The sequence below is a fragment of the Neorhizobium sp. T25_27 genome (assembly GCF_002968565.1).
Lineage (GTDB): Bacteria > Pseudomonadota > Alphaproteobacteria > Rhizobiales > Rhizobiaceae > Neorhizobium > Neorhizobium tomejilense.
Genome location: NZ_PVBJ01000001.1, coordinates 155,332 through 173,412 on the forward strand (window position 1 = coordinate 155,332; position 18,081 = coordinate 173,412).

At 62.9% G+C, this 18,081-nt stretch carries 14 protein-coding genes; 5 read left to right on the forward strand and 9 right to left on the reverse strand.

Going from position 1 to position 18,081, the window contains the following annotated elements:
* Positions 1 to 11: 11 nt before the first annotated feature.
* Both C5J24_RS00835 and xylF read right to left on the reverse strand, forming a co-directional pair.
* Positions 12 to 1,337 (reverse strand): sugar ABC transporter permease, encoded by a 1,326-nt coding sequence (locus C5J24_RS00835; protein WP_105414863.1) that lies wholly within the window; start codon positions 1,335 to 1,337, stop codon positions 12 to 14.
* Between the two features lie 195 nt (positions 1,338 to 1,532).
* On the reverse strand, positions 1,533 to 2,573 hold the full coding sequence (gene xylF, locus C5J24_RS00840) for a D-xylose ABC transporter substrate-binding protein (RefSeq protein ID WP_105414865.1): 1,041 nt from the start codon (positions 2,571 to 2,573) through the stop codon (positions 1,533 to 1,535).
* A gap of 200 nt (positions 2,574 to 2,773) precedes the next feature.
* On the opposite strand from xylF, the gene C5J24_RS00845 reads away from it, so the two are divergent.
* Both C5J24_RS00845 and C5J24_RS00850 read left to right on the forward strand, forming a co-directional pair.
* A complete protein-coding gene (locus C5J24_RS00845; RefSeq protein ID WP_105414867.1) occupies positions 2,774 to 4,000 on the forward strand; it encodes an ROK family transcriptional regulator in 1,227 nt (408 codons plus the stop codon).
* A 47-nt stretch (positions 4,001 to 4,047) separates the two neighbouring features.
* A complete protein-coding gene (locus tag C5J24_RS00850) occupies positions 4,048 to 4,272 on the forward strand; it encodes a hypothetical protein (RefSeq protein WP_105414869.1) in 225 nt (74 codons plus the stop codon).
* Here the strand turns inward: C5J24_RS00850 and C5J24_RS00855 are convergent.
* The 5 genes from C5J24_RS00855 to C5J24_RS00875 form a co-directional block, all read right to left on the reverse strand.
* Positions 4,269 to 4,751, reverse strand: a complete 483-nt coding sequence (locus C5J24_RS00855) for a hypothetical protein (protein ID WP_105414871.1) — start codon at positions 4,749 to 4,751, stop codon at positions 4,269 to 4,271. The two genes, C5J24_RS00850 and C5J24_RS00855, sit on opposite strands and share 4 nt — an antisense overlap.
* Before the next feature lie 117 nt (positions 4,752 to 4,868).
* Complete coding sequence (locus C5J24_RS00860) at positions 4,869 to 5,834, reverse strand: hypothetical protein (RefSeq protein WP_105414873.1); 966 nt, start codon at positions 5,832 to 5,834, stop codon at positions 4,869 to 4,871.
* 254 nt (positions 5,835 to 6,088) lie between these two features.
* Positions 6,089 to 6,919 (reverse strand): transglutaminase family protein, encoded by an 831-nt coding sequence (locus C5J24_RS00865; protein WP_105414875.1) that lies wholly within the window; start codon positions 6,917 to 6,919, stop codon positions 6,089 to 6,091.
* Between the two features lie 27 nt (positions 6,920 to 6,946).
* Positions 6,947 to 7,888 (reverse strand): alpha-E domain-containing protein, encoded by a 942-nt coding sequence (locus C5J24_RS00870; protein WP_105414876.1) that lies wholly within the window; start codon positions 7,886 to 7,888, stop codon positions 6,947 to 6,949.
* Between the two features lie 12 nt (positions 7,889 to 7,900).
* Positions 7,901 to 9,310: a circularly permuted type 2 ATP-grasp protein gene (locus tag C5J24_RS00875; protein WP_105400380.1), complete on the reverse strand. Its 1,410-nt coding sequence runs from the start codon at positions 9,308 to 9,310 to the stop codon at positions 7,901 to 7,903.
* 345 nt (positions 9,311 to 9,655) lie between these two features.
* On the opposite strand from C5J24_RS00875, the gene C5J24_RS00880 reads away from it, so the two are divergent.
* Entirely contained in the window at positions 9,656 to 10,531 is an 876-nt protein-coding gene (locus C5J24_RS00880) for a DMT family transporter (protein WP_105414878.1), read from the forward strand.
* Positions 10,532 to 10,616: 85 nt separating this feature from the next.
* Entirely contained in the window at positions 10,617 to 11,360 is a 744-nt protein-coding gene (locus C5J24_RS00885; protein ID WP_105414880.1) for an SDR family oxidoreductase, read from the forward strand.
* 59 nt (positions 11,361 to 11,419) lie between these two features.
* Here C5J24_RS00885 and C5J24_RS00890 read toward each other — a convergent pair whose 3' ends face one another.
* Positions 11,420 to 13,129, reverse strand: a complete 1,710-nt coding sequence (locus C5J24_RS00890; RefSeq protein ID WP_105400383.1) for a DEAD/DEAH box helicase — start codon at positions 13,127 to 13,129, stop codon at positions 11,420 to 11,422.
* Between the two features lie 409 nt (positions 13,130 to 13,538).
* A complete protein-coding gene (locus C5J24_RS00895) occupies positions 13,539 to 14,003 on the reverse strand; it encodes a hypothetical protein (protein WP_371673487.1) in 465 nt (154 codons plus the stop codon).
* Positions 14,004 to 14,353: 350 nt separating this feature from the next.
* On the opposite strand from C5J24_RS00895, the gene C5J24_RS00900 reads away from it, so the two are divergent.
* Entirely contained in the window at positions 14,354 to 18,073 is a 3,720-nt protein-coding gene (locus C5J24_RS00900) for a response regulator (protein ID WP_105414882.1), read from the forward strand.
* Positions 18,074 to 18,081: the final 8 nt, after the last annotated feature.

The window sequence follows — 18,081 nt, forward strand, 5'->3', positions numbered from 1 at the left end:
GAAAACTCCTGTTATTTGGCGCGAGAGCGATAGACGGTGTCGAGCCAGACAGCGGTGACGAGCACCATGCCGACGACGATGCGCTGGAACGGCGAGTCGATGCCGAGCAGCACCATGCCGGACTGAAGCGACTGCATGACGAGCGCGCCGAGCATGGCGCCGGCGATCGACCCCATGCCGCCGGCAAGCGACGTGCCGCCGATCACGGCTGCGGCGATCGTGTAGAGTTCGTCGAGCTCCCCTTGCGCATTGGTGGCGGCGTTGAGGCGGGCAGTCGAGATCGCGGCGGCGATGGCGCAGAGCATGCCCATCAGCGCGAAGATCTTGACCGTCACCCAGCGGGTCTTGATGCCGGCGAGTTCCGCCGCTTCCGGGTTACCGCCGATCGCGAAGACATAGCGGCCGAAGCGCAGGCGGGTGGCGATGAAGGTCATGACGATGCCGACCGCGATTGCAATCAGCACCGGGATGGCGATCCCCTGCGAGATCAGCAGCCCGCCTTCCGGCCAGGCGATGTTGTTTGCCTCGGCGTACCGGCGGGCGATGGCGACCGGCCAGTAATAATTGTTGGCGATATAAACCGCGCCGAGCACGACGATGCAGCCGAGCGCGACCAGCACGTATTCGGCCCAGACCGGGCGGCGCGGGAAGGAGAATCGCTTGCGCTGTCGGCGGGCATTGATGATCGCCGCGATGATGGCGAGACAGGCGAGGATGCCGACGACCCAGCTCCAGGTGGCGCCGATCGAGCCTTCCGTGCCGCCGCCCATCAGGCGGAAGTTGACGTCCATCGGCGCGACCGTCTGGCCGCTCGTCACGAACCAGGTGGCGCCGCGCCAGATGAGCAGGCCGCCGAGCGTCACGATGAAGGAGGGCACGCCGAGAAAGGCGATGATGGAGCCCTGCAGCGTACCGATCAGCGCTCCGATGGCGATGCCGCCGGCCAGCGTGATGATCCAGATGGCCGGGTGGTTGAAGCCGAACAGTTCCGGCAGGAGCCGGGCCTGCAGCACGCCCATGATCATGCCGGTGAAACCGAGGATCGAACCCACCGAAAGGTCGATGTTGCGGGTGACGATGACCAGCACCATGCCGGTCGCCATGACGGCGACCGAGGCGGTCTGCACCGAGAGGTTCCAGAGGTTGCGCGGCGTCAGGAAGAGGCCGCCCGTCAGGATATGGAACCCGACCCAGATGATCAGCAGCGCGCCGATCATGCCGAGCATGCGCGTGTCGATCTCGGTCGCGCGGAAGAAGCGGGCAATGATATTGCCTTCCGCCTGTCCTGCCGCTCCCGATGTCTTGGAATTCGTTGTGGACTGTATTGTCTCGGCCATGATTCGCCGTTCCCCACTTTAGCGAGACGCTGCGGCTCGAAGATCTCGTGCCGGATCGCGCCTGCGCGACGTTCAGCCGCTGGGTAACCCGCCGGGGGTACCTTTTATGCGGCCGCGCCATCTTACGCCGAAAACCGACGCCGCGGCAGAAGTGCTGCGGCGTCGGTGAGTTTATCGTCTGCGCAAAGCCATGCGTTACTTGCAGGCAGCCACTGCGCCGGCCTTGACGCCCTGGCAGGCTTCAGCCTTGCTGATCCAGCCCGCTTCGATGACGACGTTCAGGTTGTCCTTGGTGATTGCCTGCGGCTTCAGGAAGACCGACTGCATCTTCACCTTCTTCGGACCGCCTTCGAAGGTCTGGACGCCCTTGATCTCGGTCAGCTTCTTGCCGCCGGCAAGCGCCAGAGCGATTTCAGCGGCGTTCTTGCCGAGTTCTCGGCTGTCCTTCCAAACGGAAACCGTCTGGGTGCCGAGCGCCACGCGGTTCAGGGCTGCCTTGTCGGCGTCCTGGCCGGAGACCGGAACCGAACCTGCCAACCCCTGAGCGTCGAGCGCTGCGATCGCACCGCCGGCAGTGCCGTCGTTGGATGCCACGACCGCGTCGACCTTGTTGTTGTTCTTGGTCAGGAACTGTTCCATGTTCTTCTGGGCGTTTTCGGGCTTCCAGCCGTCGGTATAGGCTTCGCCGACATTCTTGATCTTGCCGCCGTCGATCGCAGCCTTCAGCACTTCCATCTGGCCGGCGAACAGGAAGTCCGCGTTCGGATCGGAAGAAGAACCCTTGATGAAGACGTAGTTGCCTTCAGGCTTTGCCTTGAAGACGCCCTGCGCCTGCAGGCGGCCGACTTCTTTGTTGTCGAAGGTGATGTAGAACGCAGCCGGGTTTTCGATCAGGCGGTCGTAACCGACGACCGGAATGCCTTCGGCTGCTGCCTTTTCGACAGCCGGGCCGATGGCGCTCGAATCCTGCGCCAGAACGATCAGGGCGTTGGCGCCCTGGGAGATCAGCGACTCGACGTCGGTGAGCTGCTTTGCGGCGGACGACTGGGCATCAGCGGAAATATACTTGGCACCGGCAGCTGCAAGTGCCTTCTTGATGGCGGCTTCGTCGGTCTTCCAACGCTCTTCCTGGAAGTTCGACCAGGAAACGCCGACGACGAGATTGGCCGCCATGGTGGCGGAATGCATGGAAACGAGGATGGCCGCGCCGGCCATCAGCTTTACGAATGATCTCATAGTGTCCTCCCGAGTGACGGCGGATGGGCGCTAGCCTCCGTGCTCTCCCCCCGCCAGATAATCTGCCGGAGAAAGCATTCAGCTTTTTTCTCGACAGTCGAGAAATTAGATGTCAGAGATTCCGAGGGCTGTCAATCGGCACTTGTGAAGGGGAAGGCACTGCCGTATCGACAGTTGGAGTGAGGGAGGCTGCAGGCGGAATGCTGGCGAAATCGAGCACGGAACTGGTCCGGCAGCAGAACAGCGCGCTCGTGCTGTCCGCGCTGCGTCGCCACGGCCGGCTCGCGCATACGGAAATCTCGGATGCGACCGGGCTGGCGTCGGCCACGATCTCCTCGATCACCGCCGATCTGGAGCGCGCCCGCATCATCGAAAAGAGCGAGCAGCAGGCGACCGTCGGCCGGGGACGACCCCGGGTGCTGTTCAGCCAGCGGCGCAATTGCGGTTATCTCATCACCGTCATCATCTCGTCGGACCTGATCCAGTATTCGCTGGTCGATTATGCCGGCACGCTGCTCGACCGGTTCAGCGAATCCCGCGGCGAGGGCGGCACCGCAGCCTTCCTGGCAGCCATCTCGGCGGGCCTCGAACGGGCCGTCGAACGCTCCCGCATCGACCGCGGCAGCGTCCTGCTCGTATCGGTCAGCAGCAAGGGGCTGGCGCATCCGAGCGAACCGGTGCTCGTCTGGTCGCCGGTCTTCGGTTCCCAGCCGGTGGATTTTGCCGCGGCGTTGAAAGACGGCTGGCACGCCAAGGTCATCCTCAACAACGAGACGCTGCTGGTGGCGGGCGCTCTGCTCGAACGCCAGGTGAAGATGCAGGGCGGCGGCGAGCCTGTTCTCGCGGCGCTTTCGCTCGGCCACAGCATCGGGCTCGGGATCGCGCGCCGGGTCGCCGGCGGGGTTCCGGAAATCTCGGCGCCCAATTTCGGGCACATGCTGCATATGCCGAACGGCGGGCTTTGTCGCTGCGGTGCGCGCGGCTGCGTCGAGGCCTATGCCGGCTTCTACGCCATCCTGCGTGCCGCTTTCGAGGTGCCGGTGGATACGATCCCCGCGAAATTCGTGCCGGTCGCCGAAATCGACAAGATCGCCACCCGGGCCCGACAGGGCAACCGCATGGCGCAGCTCGCTTTCCGCAATGCGGGCGCCGCCTTGGGCTATGGCCTCTCACGGCTGCTCAGCCTGCATGGCCACATGCCGGTTTTCATCACCGGTCCCGGCACCCGCTATCAGGATCTGCTGCAGGCGGGCATAGAGGAGGGGCTGGCGCAGACGCATGTGGTGCGGCTCGGCGGCATGCCGGGCCTGACCGTCGTGCCGGACGAGCCTTCCCTGGTGTTCGAGGGACATCTCAACCTTGCATTTTCGATCGTCGACCAGGATATCATCGGTTCACGCCAGAGCATGCAGGCCGCCGGGGAATGACCCATGGCGAGTGACTGGCAGCGAACGACTGGCCGGGAGTTAAGACTATGATCGATCCAAACCATCCTTTCTACGAGCCGCTCTGGCGCCGGGTGCTGATCCCCGCGGTCTGCGCCGCGTGGGCGATATTCGAACTGGTTGCCGGAGAACCCTTCTGGGCGATCATCGTCGGCGCCATGGGTGCCTATGCCGCCTACAAGCTGTTCATCGAAAGGAAAAGGCCGCCGGCGGAGAAACCTGCCGACGAGCCGCAGGACCAGGATCTAGACTAGCGCCAGAACAGGCCTTTGATCGCCGTGTCGATCAGCAGGTTGGCAGTCTTCATGCGGGTATTGGCGTTCTCCCGGAATTCCGGTGCGACCCCGTCGGGATGGTTGGCCTTGGCAAAATGCCGGCGTTTTTCGCCGAGCGTCGCCTCCGTGTCGGCAGCCGTGATGTCAAGCTCCGCGGCGATCTCCTCGGTCGTCAGCCGCAACAGGTGGGCGGGGATGACCGGTGCCGGCGGTGGCTCTTGCGGCTCCTCTTGCGCCAGCACCGATTCGATTGCGATCTCGGTAACGTCGGGAAGGAAAGCGAAATAGGCCTCGGTCCCGGTGGCCGTCACCACCGGGCCGTCATCCTGCGGCGCGACGAAACCCATGCCGAGCCCCTTGATGCGGAAACCCGTGCCTGCCTCTTCGGCCTCGTCTTCGCTATGCTCTTGCTTCAGTCGCGTCAGAACCGACTGGAAGACCGATTGCCCAAACAGCATGCGCCACCTCTTTTATGGGGCGGGACCAGAACATGCGAAGGTGGTGTCGAGCTTGTGCGGGCATATTGGCGGCTATCGGATGAGCCCCGTCGGGGGCTCATCGAGCCGTAAGGCTCATCAGCGTACGACGGGTTCGCCGTGATATCTGCGCTTTGAGGGTTTCGAGACGCCGAAGCCGACTTCCATCATCAGCCTCGGGTGATGTTTGGCGACCGTCCCCATATGGAAGCCGAAGGGGTCTTCGACGAACCCGTAGCCGGCCTTGCCCGTCAGGGTGAGGGCGCTTTCCTCTCCGTAGAATTCGAGCACTTCTTCTGCCGGATGACCCACGAGCAGGGTCAGCTGGTGCTTGAGCCGCCGCTTGTTGTGGCTTCCGCGCATATAGACATGCGGTCCCGCGTCTTCATCGACATTCGATAGGTAGAAGAAAAATTTCAGCATCCGCCAGTCGTCGAGATCGAAATGAAACTTGAAAGAGGCACGGCTGAGATCGGCCTCCGAGGCGGATTGAGTGGGAAAGCTCCACCACGTCCGGGTGGTGATCAGCTTGGCTTCGCCACCGAGATAGTGCCTTGCGATATCTAGAAGGAGAGGATCCTGCTGCACCGCGACCGCCGCCTCGCAATCGGCGATCCTTTCGAAATGGTGACCGCTCAGGATCGCCCGCCCGAATCGGCGTTCCGCTTCCGCGTGTTCGCCGGCACGGAATTCGAGTTTCCGCTCGAAATTGCCGAAACAAGGGGTTTCGGATGCAAAACGGGCGATCTCCTGTCGAATCGCATCGGGAAGGACAAGGCCGGTGAAGATCCCGTTCTGTCTGAGTTCGTCGGCGACCATATCGGCTTCGATATCGCCGAACATCGATGTTTGCCGCTGCGCGGACTTCGAGACGGGCTTGGCGGTCAGCCAATGCGCCCGCCTGAACGGAATTGTCCGGGCCAAAAGGAACATCGGAAGCCAAGCCGGGTTTTCCCGCAGGTCGGTGAAATAGGTGGGCAGGCGTGCGGCCATTCGCCGGAAAGTTCCGCCATGGCGCGCGATCGATTCGAGATCCTGCGGCTTGGTCTTGGACGTCTCAAGCATCTGGTATCCTCATTCGGGCATGACATTTGCCATGCGTTTCGGTAACCCGCAGCCCCGCGCATCGTAGGCAGCAATAGTCCATGCCGCAATGCAGCATAGATTGCCGCCGCCGGAATCTTCAACCCTTGAACTGTTTGTGAAATCGGGAACACGGTGCGTGGTTAAGAAACCATTGCGCCGCACAACGGTGTGAGCCGGTGATTTACGGTCGGCCGAGAACGCCTGCTATGGCGTCCCCGGTTGTTGCGCGTCCGTCACCCCTGGGATTGCGTCTGGCCCTGCTGGCTTTGGGTTTGCGCCACCGTCAGCGAGACCTTGAGGTTTTCGCCGGCCGGGCCGAGGCGCATGCCGGAGACGGGGGCGCAGTCGCGGTAGCAGAGGCCGGAGGCGACCCGCACGTAACTGTCGTTCGGGCAGATCTTGTTCGACGTGTCGAAGCCGACCCAGCCGAGGCCCGGTAGATGCACTTCCGCCCAGGCATGGGTGGCGGCCTGTTCGGTCTCGCCTTCCATCAGCAGGTAGCCGGAAATGTAGCGCGCCGGGATATCCAGCAGGCGGGCGGCAGTGATGAAGATATGGGTATGGTCCTGGCAGACGCCGGTCTTTGCCTCGAGCGCCTGTTCGGCGGTCGTCTCGGTGCCGGTCGCACCCGGCACATAGGCAACGGTCTCATGGATCGTTTCCATCAGCGCGTGCATTTTTGCAAGCTCGCTGTCGCCCTTCAGGCTTTTGGCGAGTTCGCGGATGAGCTTGCCCGGCTTGGTCAGCGCCGTCTCGCGCAGGAACAGCCAGAGCGGGCAGAAACCCTGATGCGGGCCGAACACGCCGGCGCGGTCGAGGGTCTCCACCTCGCCGGAGGCGACGATGCGGATCATGTGTTCGGTGCCCTCGGTGGAGACCAGCTCGACACGGTTGCCGAACTGGTCGGCATAACCCGCCTCGATCTTGGCGCCATCGACGGTGATCGACCAGTTGATGACCTTCTGGCCGGGACCGTCGGTCGGCGTCAGCCTGAGCCGCTGCAGCGAATAGGGCACCGGCTCGTCGTAGAGATATTCGGTCGTATGGGAGATCTTCAGCCGCATGTGCGGTAAATCCTGTGCCTGTTGGGCCTACTGATAAAAGCGGTAGCCTTCGGAGATTTCGGCGCTGAGCTGGTTGTTGCGGCTGACGAAATCCTCCAGGAATTCGTGCAGGCCCTGGTCCATGATGTCGGAAATGGAGCCACGCTTCAGCGTCGAGCGGATCGCCGCCGCCGTCTCGTGCGCCTTCAGCCGCTCATCATAGGTCTGTGCCAGATAATCGAGATTGCTGGTGATCTTCTCGTAACAGTAAGCCAGCGAGCGCGGCATCTGGACTTTCAGGATGAGGAAGTCGGCGATGTTGGCGGATTGATATTCGCCGTCATAGACCCAGCCGTAGGAACGGTGGGCCGAGACCGAGCGCAGAATCGATTCCCATTGGTAGTTGTCGAGCTTCGATCCGACCTGGCTGATCGCCGGCAGAAGCACGTAATATTTCACGTCGAGAATGCGGCTGGTGTTGTCGGCGCGCTCGATGAAGGTGCCGATGCGCGAGAAGTTGTAGAGGTCGTTTCTCAGCATCGAGCCGTGGAAGGCGCCGCGGATCAGGCCGCAGCGGTGCTTGATGACGTCGATCAGTTCCGGCAGGTCGGTCTGCTTCACCTTGCGGGAAAGCCGGGCCTTCAGGTCGATCCAGCATTCGTTGGTCGCCTCCCAGGTTTCGCGGGTCAGCGCGGTGCGCACCATGCGGGCGTTGTTGCGCCCGAATTCGATGCAAGACATGACGCTCGACGGGTTCGATGTGTCGCGCAGCAGGTAATCGATGGCGTCCGCCGCTGTCAGTTCGGCGTGCACTTCCGAATAGGCTTCGCGCACGCCGGCGCTTTCGAGCACGCCGTGCCAATCCTCGTCGGAGGAGCCGGCGCGGGTCAGCGATACGCGCAGGCCGGCGTCGACGAGGCGAGCGATATTCTCCGCCCGCTCGATGTAGCGGAACATCCAGTAAAGGCCGTTTGCAGTTCTTCCGAGCATGTATCTACGACCTCAATCTTCCAGTACCCAGGTGTCCTTGGTGCCGCCGCCCTGGCTGGAATTGACCACCAGCGAACCCTGTTTCAGGGCCACGCGGGTCAAGCCGCCGGGGATGATCTTCACCTTGTCGGAAACCAGCACATAGGGGCGCAGGTCGACGTGACGGGGGGCAATCCCCTTGTTGACGAAGATCGGCACGGTGGACAGCGCCAGCGTCGGCTGGGCGATGTAGTTGTCAGGCCTGGCCGCCAGCTTCTCGGCGAAGTCGGTGCGCTCCTTCTTGCTGGCCGTCGGGCCGACCAGCATGCCGTAGCCGCCCGAACCGTGCACTTCCTTGATGACCAGTTCCTCGATGTGCTCCAGCACATATTTGAGGCTGTCGGGCTCGGAACAGCGCCAGGTCGGCACGTTTTCGAGCAGCGCCTTGCGGCCCGTGTAGAACTCGACGATCTCCGGCATGTAGGAATAGATCGCCTTGTCGTCGCAGATGCCGGTGCCGGGGGCATTGGCGATGGTGATGTTGCCGGCCCGGTAGACGTCCATGATGCCTGGAATGCCGAGTGCCGAATCCGCGCGAAAGGTCATCGGATCGAGGTAGTCGTCGTCGACGCGGCGGTAGAGCACATCGATCGCCTCGTAACCCCTTGTGGTGCGCATCTTGACGCGGCCGTCGATGACGCGCAGATCGCCGCCCTCGACGAGCTCGACGCCCATCTGGTCGGCGAGGAACGAGTGTTCGTAATAGGCCGAGTTGAAGATGCCGGGCGTCAGCACCGCGACGCGTGGCCGGCCCTTGCAGCCGGGAGGGGCAAGCGAGGCGAGCGACTGGCGCAGCAGCCGTGGATAGTCCTCGACCCGCTGCACCTTGTTCAGCGCAAACAGTTCAGGGAACATCTGCATCATCGTTTCCCGGTTTTCCAGCATGTAGGAAACTCCGGACGGCGTGCGGGCATTGTCTTCCAGCACGTAGAACTGGTCCTCGCCGGTGCGCACGATGTCGGTGCCGACGATATGGGTGTAGACGCCGCCGGGCGGCTTGAAGCCGATCATTTCGGGAAGGAAGGTGACGTTCCTCTCGATCAGCGCGCGGGGAATGCGGCCGGCCTTGATGATCTCCTGCTTGTGGTAGATGTCGTCGAGGAAGGCGTTGAGCGCCAGAACCCGCTGCTCGATGCCCTGCGCAAGCTTGCGCCATTCACGAGCCGAGATGATGCGGGGAATGATGTCGAAGGGGATGAGCTTTTCGGAACTGTCTGCGTGTCCATAGACCGCGAATGTGATGCCTGTCTTTCTGAATATGTTTTCCGCGTCTTGGGTTTTGCGGATCAGGTGCGCAGCGTCCTGACTGGCATACCATTCGTGGTAGGTCTTGTATGGCGGTCGCGGAAGGTTTTCCGCAGTCAACATTTCATCAAATGCCAAAGGCGCATTCCCCTTTTTTGGCCATAAGAGTACAACGGTGCAGGCAATGCAAGAACTGTGCGCAATTCGCGGAAAAGAATTCTGCGCGTCAAAAAATACAGGCTCCAGGCCCCACCCGTCAGTAAATGCGCTGATTCTAGCGCTCGGCAAGCATCCTATTTTAGGAGGAGGTGAATAAGCCTCCTGCCTTGAAAAACATCATCTGCCCCAAGTGGTGTCCAAGCATTGTTCAAGCGCTGCTCATCGCAATCATCAGTTTTTCTGCTTTGACGATGAAACGGGGTGGGAATAAGCAGGCGGCTTCCATGAAAACGGCCGCTGCCGAAATCTCCGCCGGACATCCCCATCATGCTCGACCGCCTGGCTCCGGCCCTCTTCGTCCTCCTCTGGTCCACGGGCTGGATCGTCGCGAAATATGCGGCGGTGCATGCCGATCCCCTGACGTTCCTGGCCGGACGGCACGCGCTTGCCGCCATGGCGTTTTTCGCGGTCTGCCTGATCACGCGGGCCAAGTGGCCGAAGAGCCGGGCCCAGCTCGGCCATGCGATGTTCTCGGGCGTTTTCCTGCACGGGCTCTATCTCGCCGGCGTCTGGTATGCGATCGGACAGGGCGTGCCGGCCGGCCTTTCCGGCATCATCGCCGGGCTGCAGCCGCTGCTGACCGCCATGGTCGCGCCGCTTTTCCTCGGTGAGCGCCTCAAGCCCTTGCAGAAGGTCGGGCTGGCGCTCGGGTTTGCCGGCATCCTGATCGCGATCTCGCCGCAGCTTCTCGACCTCTTCGGGCGCGGACTGGCCGGACTTGCGGTTCCGGTGCTGATCAATCTCGTCGCCATGACGTCGGTCACCTACGGCACGCTCTATCAGAAGCGGCACCTGCAGGAGGGCGACCTGTTCTCGATCGCCACGCTGCAATTCGTCGGCGCGCTGATCGTCACCATCCCGCTGGCGCTCAGCCTTGAAAACCTGCGCTTCGACTGGACGCATGAGGCGATCTTCGCCATGGCCTGGTCGGTCCTCGGTCTGTCGATGGGCGCCGTCGGTCTGCTGCTCTACCTCATCCGCCGCGGCCAGGTGTCCCGCGCCGCCTCGCTCATCTACCTGATGCCGCCGGTGGTGGCGATCGAGGCGGCCATCCTGTTCGGGGAGCCGCTGACCCTGCCGATGATCGTCGGCACGGTGATCGTGGTGGCGGGCGTCTACATGGTGAACCGAAAGGCCTGAGGGAGTTTTTCACTCGGTCAGGAATCGGGTGTCGATGCGAAACGGGCGGCCTTAGACAGCGGATGTAACCAACAGGAGGTACATCATGCTAACCGACAAAGTGGCCATCGTTACCGGCGCATCAAGCGGCATCGGCCGGGCCGCGGCCCTTCTCTTCGCCCGGGAAGGGGCTGCCGTCGTAGCCAATGCGCGGGGCGAGGCGGAATTGCAGAAGCTTGTTTCCGAGATCGAGGCGGCCGGCGGCCGTGCGGTCGCCGTGGCAGGCGATGTCGCGGACGAGGAAACCCACCGGACATTGCTCGAAGCGGCGCTTGGCCGGTTCGGCGGTCTCGACATCGCTCTGAACAATGCCGGCACGGTCGGGCCCTACAAGCCGCTGGGCGAGGTGGCACTGGAGGAGTGGCAGCATACCTTGGCCATGAACCTCACGAGTGCCTTCCTCGGCGCCCGCTTGCAGATCCCGGCGATGCTTGAGCGCGGCGGCGGGTCGATCATCTTCACCTCCACCTTCGTCGGCACCAGCGTCGGCATCCCCGGCATGGGGACCTATGGCGCATCGAAGGCCGGGATCATGGGTCTGGTGAAAGGGATCACCGCCGACTACGGAGCGCGCGGCATACGCGCCAATGCGCTGCTGCCGGGCGGCACGGACACCCCGATGGCGGGCGACGCGGCGCAAAAGGAATGGGCGGCGGGCCTGCATGCCCTCAAGCGCATCGCCCAGCCTGAGGAAATCGCCCGGGCCGCACTTTTCCTGGCGAGCCCTATGGCGAGCTTCGTGGCAGGGTCCGCGCTCTATGCGGACGGCGGGAACGCTGCGGTCAAATGACAAAAAAAGAGGCCGCGCGAGCGGCCTCTTGGCTTTGTTTTCTCAGGCAGGGTTTCCCCTTACGCCGGGCGGCGTGTGCGGCCCTGCTGGCCGGAGCGGTTGTCGTTGCCGAACTTTACCGGGCCTCCGTTGCCGCCAGCGGCCGGCCGGGCGGCTTCGACGCGCGGGCCGCGGTTGTTGCGCTGGGCAGCAGGCTCATGGGCGCCGTGTGCGGCATGGGGGTTCTGAGCCCCATTGCCGCCCTTGCGGTGTTCCTTGCGGGGCTCGGTGCGCGCCGGGCGGCCTTCGCCGTTCTGGGGACCGAACTGCTTCTTGGCCGGGCGGAAATCCGACGTGGTCGTCAGGTCGTTGTCGACTTCCGGGCGCGGAGCGTCCTCACCGCGGCGCTGGCCGCGGAAATCGTCGTTGCGACGGTTGTCGCGCTGCGGGCGATCACCATGGGGACGAGCCGGACGCTGGGGACGGTCGCCGCCCTCGGCACCTTCTGCTGCAAAGAACGGCTTGCGGGCCGGACGGTCGCGGCGCTCGGGACGGCCTTCGCCGTTGCCGCGTGCCTGGCCGTTGCCGCCACGGCCGCTTTTGGCCGCGCCGCCACGGTTGTTGTTGCCGGCTCCGCCGCGTGGCTGGCGGCCGCCTTCGGGGCGTTCGCCGGATGCGGTGGTGATCTCGATGTTCATCAGGCGCTCGATGTCGCGCAGCAGGCGCGCTTCGTCGGGAGCGCAGAAGGCGATCGCGATGCCGTCACGACCGGCACGTGCGGTACGGCCGATGCGGTGAACATAGGCGTCCGGTACTTCCGGGAGATCGTAGTTGAAGACGTGGGTAACGCCGGGAATGTCGATGCCGCGGGCAGCAACGTCGGTGGCGACCAGAACGCGGATCTCGTTGTCGCGGAAGGCCTTGAGGGCGCGTTCGCGCTGGCCCTGGCTCTTGTTGCCGTGGATCGAGGCGACCTTGAAGCCGATATGCTCGAGATGCTTGGAGAGCTTCTCGGCGCCGTGCTTGGTGCGCAGGAAGACCATGGCACGGCCGGTCGGGTTTTCTTCGAGCGACTTCTTCAGAAGGTCCGTCTTGTCGTTCTTGCCGACCACGAAGTGAACGAACTGTTCGACCTTGTCGGCAGCCTTGCCCGGAGGCGTGACCGAGACCTGAACCGGATCCTTGAGGAAGTCGGAGGCAAGATCTGCGATCGCCTTCGGCATGGTGGCCGAGAAGAGCAGGGTCTGGCGCTTGTTCGGCACCATCTTGGAAATCTTGCGCAGATCGTGGATGAAGCCGAGATCGAGCATCTGGTCGGCTTCGTCGAGAACGAGGTAACGAACCGCGGTCAGGCCGATGGCACGGCGGGCGATCAGGTCAAGCAGGCGGCCCGGGGTGGCGACGAGAATGTCGGTGCCCTTTTCGAGCTGCAGCTGCTGCTTGTTGATAGAGGCGCCGCCAACGACGGCGTTGATCTTCATCGGCGTGCCGCGCACGTAGCTCTTCAGGCTGGCGGCGATCTGGTTGACCAGTTCGCGGGTCGGAGCGAGGATGAGCGTACGGGTGGTGCGGTTGTCAGGACGCTTCGGGTCCTTGGCAAGCATTTCGATGATCGGGAGACCGAATGCGGCGGTCTTGCCGGTGCCGGTCTGAGCAAGGCCGATCATGTCGCGGCCTTCGAGAAGCTGGGGGATGGCCTGGGCCTGGATCGGGGTCGGCGTTTCGTAACCGAGCGCAAACAGAGTGGCTACGGTCTGCTTGGACAGACCAAGCTCGTGGAAATTCGTCAAGTCGAATACCTTTTCGGGGCGCCAAAAGCGTATCGCCGGACTGGCACCATGCCGTCCGGTCTGCCTTTGGCGTCAAGAACCCCGCGTGAAGTGGGAACTTGCAAGTTGGAAATTGCTCTCCAGCGCTTAAACCCTCCGGGATCGAGGGCGATCTATCTGTGCGCCTTGTTCCTTCTTCGCGGTGTCTTTAATGACGCGGGGCCAACTCACGCGGCGGCCGGAAGGTGAAAGCTGAAGCGCATTTGGTGGTTTTCCGGGCAAAAGTCAAGCAGATGTTTCGCAATCGCGAAATGGAGCGGCTTCCCCGCCGAGGCAGACGCGGCGCTCAGAATGTCTCCACCACAGCAAAAGGCCTGCCTCCGCCGGCGGCGGAAACAGGCCTTTTAGGATATGCGATCAGCCTTGCGGATCAGCGCGAGCAGACTTCGACGCGATAGGGTTCGCCATAGCGGTTGCGGCGCCATTCGAGCTCGCAGACCGGCGGGTAGTCGCGGTAATAGGCGCGGCGGTAATAAACGGGCGGCGGGGGCGGGGGAGCATAGTCGTATTCCGGCTCCACATATTCAGGCTCGGCATAGGCCGGCCGCTGCGATCCGGCGACGATCGCGCCGCCGATGATGCCGCCGGCAAGGCCAGCCGCCACGCCAGGCCAGACGTCGCGATGGCGGTCGCGGGCTTCAGCCGCAGGAGCGGTCACCGTCAGGGCGCCCGCTACGGACAGTGCGACGAGGCCGAGTGATATCGTCTTCTTCAGTGCCGACATGTTCTTTTCCTTTCCCTTTTTGTCCTCAAGGGGTGCAGAAATCGTGGCGCGCAAAGGCGGCGGATTGATGAAGACGATTTCCCGATAGTCTGAACGGACGTTCAGCTTCATGCGGCTTTCGGTTGATTTTCGTCAAGCCTGAGCAATCGCCAATGGAGATCATGGCGAGATCGTGGCATTCTCATGGCAAAGATTTGGCGGTGCAAAATCGGCCAAGCCTTCGATTCTCCTTCCCGATCGATCCGCGACAGCTTTCATCCGAACCGCGGGCGTCCAATGTCGGCACTCGACCTAGGGCTGTATTTTCAGCAGAAGGCCCGAGCTTCCGATTGACAAATGCCAAAGATGATAAGTCGTACCGTTTCAACAACACGATATTAACACTCGCTATGGTGTTATCAGTCGATTGGGAGACAAACGAATCGAGCCGGATATCGGCCGGCACGAAGGAGCGGGGGAAGGTGGACACGGAAAGCGAACTCTTGAAAACGGCGTGCGAGCGGATCAACGATCTCGCCGAGCCCGCCTTCATCAAGGACAGCGCCCTCATCTACGTGGCGGTGAACGCCGCCTATGCGCGCCTTTTCGGCATGCATCCGAGCGATTTTGCCGGCAATACCAGCCGCGGCCTTGCAGGCGCGCCGGAAGATGCCGACCGCAAGGAAAAGGAATGCCGGGCGATCGTCTTCGGCACCGACGAGACGGCGCTCTGCTTCGACCGCTCGGGCGTCGTCCGCCATGAGATCCATATCGAACGTTTCCTCACGGAAGACGACCACACCTATCTGTTCGGCACGTTTGCAGCGGTTCCGGGCATTGATGCCGGGTTCGGACCGAAGCTGGTCACCCCGGTTGCCGGCACCTCGATCACCGGTGCAAGGCCCATCGCGCCGTTCTCGCCGTTCAACAATGCGCTTCTCGACGATGCCCTCGACATGCTCGAAATGGGTATCGGCATCTACGACAAGCACAACGTCCTGCTCTACTGCAATTCCCAGCTCATCAACCATTTTGCGTCGATCTCGATCGATATCCAGCCGGGGATCACCCTCCAGGATATCCTCGGATTTGCCTATGATCGCCGCCAGCGCGTGTCGCCGGCGAGTTTCGGTCCCGATGCGCCGAGCAAGGACGCATGGATCGCCGAGCGGATGAAGCCGTTCGAGCTTCCCTATTCCGAAAGCACCGACCAGCTTTCCGACGGGCGCTGGCTGCGGAGCATCAACAAGCGCCTCGAAAACGGCCTGCTGATCGCCATCCGCCACGACGTGACCGAATTCAAGGAGCAGGAAATGCTCCTGCGCACCCATGTCTCGGAGACGGACCTGTTCCGCGCGGTCCTCGAAGATCTGCCGGTGCCCGTGTTCGTGCGAAACAGCGACCGCCAGCTCACCTATGCCAATGCCGCCTACGAGGCGATGCTCGGCAAGCCCAGGAGCCATTTTCTCGGCAAGACCGAAATGGAAATGTTCCCCGACGCGGCCGATCGTTTCCGTGTCGAGAACGACCGGGTAATGACAGGCGAGGACATCGAGAAGTCGGAGGACATCACCTTTCCCGACGGAACAGTTGTCCCGGTCATCACGCATTTGCGCCGGGTGACCACCAATGACGGCGCCCACAACCTCGTCGGCTCGCGCATGGACGTCTCCCGCATAAAGGAGGCGCAGAACAAGGCGGAGAAGATGGGCAAGGATCTGCAGACGATCCTGCACACCATGCCCGTCGGCGTGGCGATCCTCGACGAGCAGTTCCTGTTCGAATACGCCAACCCGGCCTTCTATTCCTTCTGGGATGCCGGAGAGCAGTTCGATCTGCCCGGCCGTTCCTACCGGGACTTCCTCAAGGTCAATTTCGACCATGGCATCTATAGCGGCTCGACGAGCAGCTTCGAGGAAATCTACCAGGAGCGCATCGCCGCCTTGACCGATGGCCAGGAGCGGCCGCCGATCGAGGTGAAAAGCCGCACCGGTCTGGTGATCGTCATTTCCGGCACCCAGCTTTCCGGCGGAAAGATCCTGCTGAGCTACATGGACATCACGGCTGTCCGAAAGCGCGAGCAGGAGATCCAGGAGGCCCGTGCGGCGCTCGAAACCCATGGCGCGCTGATGCGCGACGCGACGAGCGCGATGTCTCAAGGGCTGCTCATCCTGCATGACGGTGAGATCATCTTCTCCAACGATGCGCTGCCGGCCATGCTCGACATACCGGCCGCGAAGGTGCGCGCCGGAGGCCTGTGGCGCGATCTGTTCCGCCATTGCGTCGAGCGCGGCGATCTCGGCACGCCCGAGGAGGCGGCGGCGACCCTCAAGGCCTGGGAAGACAATGTCGCAGCCGGCAAGCCGGTATTTGCCGCTTTCCGCGTCGAAGGCCGCAAGTGGATCCATGTCGAGGCCAAGCTTACCGGCAGCGACCATTGGCTGGCGGTGTTCACCGACGTTACCGAAATGAAGAGCCGCGAGGAGGAACTGACCCGCCTCCTGCACCGCGCCGAGGCCGCCGACCGGGCGAAGTCGGAATTCCTCGCCAACATGAGCCACGAGATCCGCACGCCGATGAACGGCGTGCTCGGCATGGCCGAACTGCTCGCCAAGTCCAATCTCGACACCCGCCAGAAGACTTTCATCGATATCATCGTCAAGTCGGGCAACGCGCTCCTGACGATCATCAACGACATTCTCGACTTCTCCAAGATCGATGCCGGGCAAATGACGTTGCGCAAGGCGCCGTTCGACCCGGTCGAGGCGATCGAGGACGTGGCGACGCTTCTGTCGTCATCGGCCGCCGAGAAGGATATCGAACTCATCGTGCGCGGCGACGTCTCGATCCGCGAGACGGTAATGGGCGACGCGGGGCGTTTCCGCCAGATCATCACCAACCTCGTCGGCAACGCGGTGAAATTCACCGAAAAGGGGCATGTCTTCATCGACCTGAGGTCGGAGGCAAAGGGTCCCGGCGAGATGATGCTGTCGATCCGCATCGAGGATACCGGGCTCGGCATTCCCGAAGAGAAACTGAAGTCGGTCTTCGAGAAATTCTCGCAGGTCGATACGTCCTCGACGCGCCGCCACGAAGGCACCGGCCTGGGGCTTGCGATTACCGCCGGCCTCACCGAACTCTTCGGCGGCTATATCGACGTGACCAGCGAAGTCGGACGGGGCTCGGTCTTCACCGTGCATCTGCCGTTCGAGGTGGTCAGCGAACGCAATGTGCTCACCAGCCTGCCGATCAACACGAGCGGCGCCCGCATCCTCGTCGTCGACGACAATGCGGTCAACCGCCGTATCCTCAACGAGCAGCTCACCATGTGGGGCTTCGATACGGTCGCAGCCGAGAGCGGCGCCGAGGGTCTGGCGATCCTCAACGAAGCCGCCCGTATTGGCGTCACCGTCGACGCGATCGTGCTCGACTACCACATGCCCGAGATGAACGGGCTCGATTTCGCAAAGCACCTCAGGCGCGACGTGCGCTTCGACGGCACCGGCGTGGTTTTCCTGACCTCCATGGACATGGCCGGCGACGACAGCATGTTTGCCGCGCTCAACGTCCAGGCCCATCTGATGAAGCCGGCCCGCGCCAATCTGCTGCGCAGCACGATCATCGACGTCGTCCGCTCGATCCGCACCAAGCGGCGGGCGGTCGAAGCGGGGCAGGCGGCTGCTCGCCCTCAGGCCACAGTGCGGACCCTCGCGCCGGTTGCCGCACCCACTCTGGTTGCTTCGACGCCGGTGGTTGCCGAACAGCCGGCGGCGCTCGTCTCCACGCCGCCCATGCAGGCGGCGCCGACGCTTGACGTGCTGGTCGCCGAGGACAACGAGGTCAACCAGATCGTCTTCACCCAGATCCTGCAGACCACCGGCTGGCTGTTCCAGATCGTCAAGAACGGAGCGGAAGCGGTCGAGGCGTGGAAAAAGCACGATCCGGCTGTCATCATCATGGACGTCTCGATGCCGATCATGAACGGGCATCAGGCGACCCAGAAGATCCGCGAGCTCGAACAGGAGACGGGAACCCACACCCCGATCATCGGCGTCACGGCGCATGCGCTGGAAAGCGACCGCGAACTCTGCTTCCAGGTCGGCATGGACGATTATCTTTCCAAGCCGATCAGCCCGGAGGCACTGGAAGCCAAGGTCCGCAACTGGCTCGGCGGCGCGATCGTGAGTTCCGTTTCAAGCTGAGCGGGCAG